The sequence below is a fragment of the Paraburkholderia caffeinitolerans genome (genome assembly GCF_902859945.1).
GTDB classification, from domain to species: domain Bacteria; phylum Pseudomonadota; class Gammaproteobacteria; order Burkholderiales; family Burkholderiaceae; genus Paraburkholderia; species Paraburkholderia caffeinitolerans.
This window is the reverse complement of record NZ_CADIKL010000091.1, coordinates 1-2,446: the sequence shown is the minus strand read 5'-3', so window position 1 is coordinate 2,446 and position 2,446 is coordinate 1. Positions and strand designations below refer to the sequence as shown.

Below are 2,446 nucleotides of genomic sequence, written 5' to 3'. Positions count from 1 at the left end.
GTAAGCGCCCGGCAAAGGCACCCCTCAGCCTAAATTGCCGTCAATCAGGCGGCGGCAGGCACCCATCGATGCGGTAGAAGTGCGGCGATGTCATCGGCTTGATGAGTAGGCAAGCGATTGAGGACGTCTTTCAGATAGACGCAGGGATCGTGGCCATTGAGCTGCGCGGATCGAATCAGGCTCATGATCGCAGCGGCGCGTTGGCCGGCGCGCAACGAACCTGCGAACAGCCAGTTCGAGCGGCCCAGGGCCCAGGGACGGATTTGGTTCTCGAGCCAGTTATTATCGACAGGCACGTGCCCATCGTTCAGATAACGCGTGAGCGCCTCCCAGCGTCTGAGGCTATAGTCGAGTGCCTTGGCAATTGCCGATCCCTCGGAGACCAGCTTGCGCTGAGCAACCATCCACTCATGTAGCGCATCGGCGATTGGCCGGGCGCGCTCCTGGCGCACTTCACGCCTACGATCGGGCTTGAGTTCTGCAACATCGCGCTCAACCGCGTAAAGTTCGCCGAAGTATTTCAACGCCTGTTCGGCGATTTGACTTTTGTTGCTGGCGTGCAGCTCAAAGAATTTCCGTCTTGCATGGGCAACGCATCCAATTTCAGTAATGCCCAGCTCGAATCCGGCTTTGTAGCCTTTGTGGTCATCACATACCAGCTTGCCGCGCCATTTGCCGAGGAACGCGCGAGCATGTTCTCCAGCGCGGCTGTCGGCAAACTCATAGACCACCGCGCGCACGTCAGCGAACTGCGTGGTGGCATACGCCCATACGTACGCGCGCTGCGTCTTTCCTTTCCCGGGAGCTAGCATTTGCACCGGCGTTTCGTCGGCGTGCAGCACACCTTGCTGGAGAAGCACATCGCGCAGCGCATCAACCAGCGGCTGCAACCGTACGCCGCAAACCCCGACCCACTCGCCAAGCGTCGATTGCGGGATCGCCAGGCCGGCGCGCTCGAAGATGCGTTCCTGACGGTATAGCGGCAAGTGATCGCCATACTTGGCAACCAGCACCTGAGCGAGCAAGCCGGCGGTGGGAATGCCCTTGTCGATCACGTGCGGCGCAACGGGTGCCTGGACCAGCGTCTCGCACGCCTTGCAGGTCCACTTGCCGCGGATGTGGCGCTCCACCGAGAACACGCCCGGCGTATAGTCAAGCTTCTCGCTAATGTCTTCGCCGATGCGCACGCGCTGGCAACCGCAGGAGCAGGTGATGTTCTCGGGTTCGTGGCGGATGTCGGTGCGCGGCAAGTGCGGCGGCAACGGCGTGCGCTTTGGTTTCTGACGTTGTTTGCCCTGGGCCGTATTCGACTGTAGCTGCTCAAGCTCGGTTTCGAGTGCAGCCAGATCGGCGTCGATCGCCTCATTGAGCAGGCTCATCTGCTCGGGGTTGAGTTGCTCGCTGCGCTTGCCGAAATGCAGGCGCCTGAGCGTGGCCATCTCGTGTGTGAGCTGGTCGATGCGCGTCTGCCGGTAGCGCAGTTCCCGCTCGTTCTCGCCGGCCTGGGCCATCAATTGCGCAGCCAGCGTGCGCAGTTCCTCGGGGCTCAGGACGTCGAGGTTGGCGGGCAGGTTCATACGGCCAGTCTGCCAGAACCCGACCCGCCGCGGAAGCAAGCCAGTTTACGTCTGTGGGGGTATTACACGACCGTGATCGCGTGATCGTGAGCGAGGGTCTGCCAGGGCAGTCCCGTTACGAGCGCTCGCAGCTGCTCGGGATTGAGCGCCGTGGCGATCGCCTGGTCTCCATTCGCCCAGATGAACCGCCCCTTGTTCAGGCGACGCGCGGCCAGCCAGATGCCGAATCCGTCGTACACGAGCACCTTCATGCGCGTCGAATGCTTGTTGGCAAACAGGTAGGCGTGGTGCGGTCGTGCTGCGCCGAACACCTTTACGACACGCGCCAGGATCGTATCGACGCCCGCCCGCATATCGATAGGCTCCGTCGCCAGCCAGATCGCATCGATGCGGATCACCGCAGCCATCCCTGCAACCACACGGCACAATCACCGGCGGCAGATAACGGCCAGTGTACCGTCACCGTTGCCGCACCCCGGCGTACCTCGACCAGAATCTCTGCCGTACCAGATGCAGCCACGGGCACGTCCAGCTGCAACGGCACAAATTCCGCCGATGGCCCGCTCATCGACTGCCGGGCAACCTCGGCCGCATCCAGCTCCTCCTGTGCCGCCACCCAGCTTCGGAGCATGTTGGCGTTCAAGCGATAGTGCAGCGCTACCGCCGCGATCGATACGTTGGGCTGCATTGCCGCCCGTATGACCTGAGCTTTGAACTCCTTGCTATGCCGCCGACGTCGTGTCGGTTGCACGACCTCCTGCATCACCTCGATCTCGTCCATCGTGTACACCTGTCCATTAAAAATTTAGATGGACACGATCCTCGCCTTCGAGCCTTACTCATTCAAGATGACTTTACCGGGGGCTTAC

General features: G+C 61.6%; 3 protein-coding genes. All 3 read right to left on the bottom strand.

Going from position 1 to position 2,446, the window contains the following annotated elements; translation table 11 throughout:
- Positions 1-44: 44 nt before the first annotated feature.
- Positions 45-1,577 (bottom strand): IS66 family transposase, encoded by a 1,533-nt coding sequence (gene tnpC, locus HV773_RS36325; RefSeq protein ID WP_175198528.1) that lies wholly within the window; start codon positions 1,575-1,577, stop codon positions 45-47.
- A 62-nt stretch (positions 1,578-1,639) separates the two neighbouring features.
- A complete protein-coding gene (gene tnpB, locus HV773_RS36320; RefSeq protein ID WP_175198527.1) occupies positions 1,640-1,984 on the bottom strand; it encodes an IS66 family insertion sequence element accessory protein TnpB in 345 nt (114 codons plus the stop codon).
- Positions 1,972-2,358 carry a transposase gene (locus tag HV773_RS36315; RefSeq protein WP_175198526.1) on the bottom strand — a complete coding sequence of 129 codons (387 nt, stop codon included), beginning with the start codon at positions 2,356-2,358 and terminating at the stop codon, positions 1,972-1,974. Before HV773_RS36315 ends, tnpB begins: the two co-directional genes overlap by 13 nt.
- Positions 2,359-2,446: the final 88 nt, after the last annotated feature.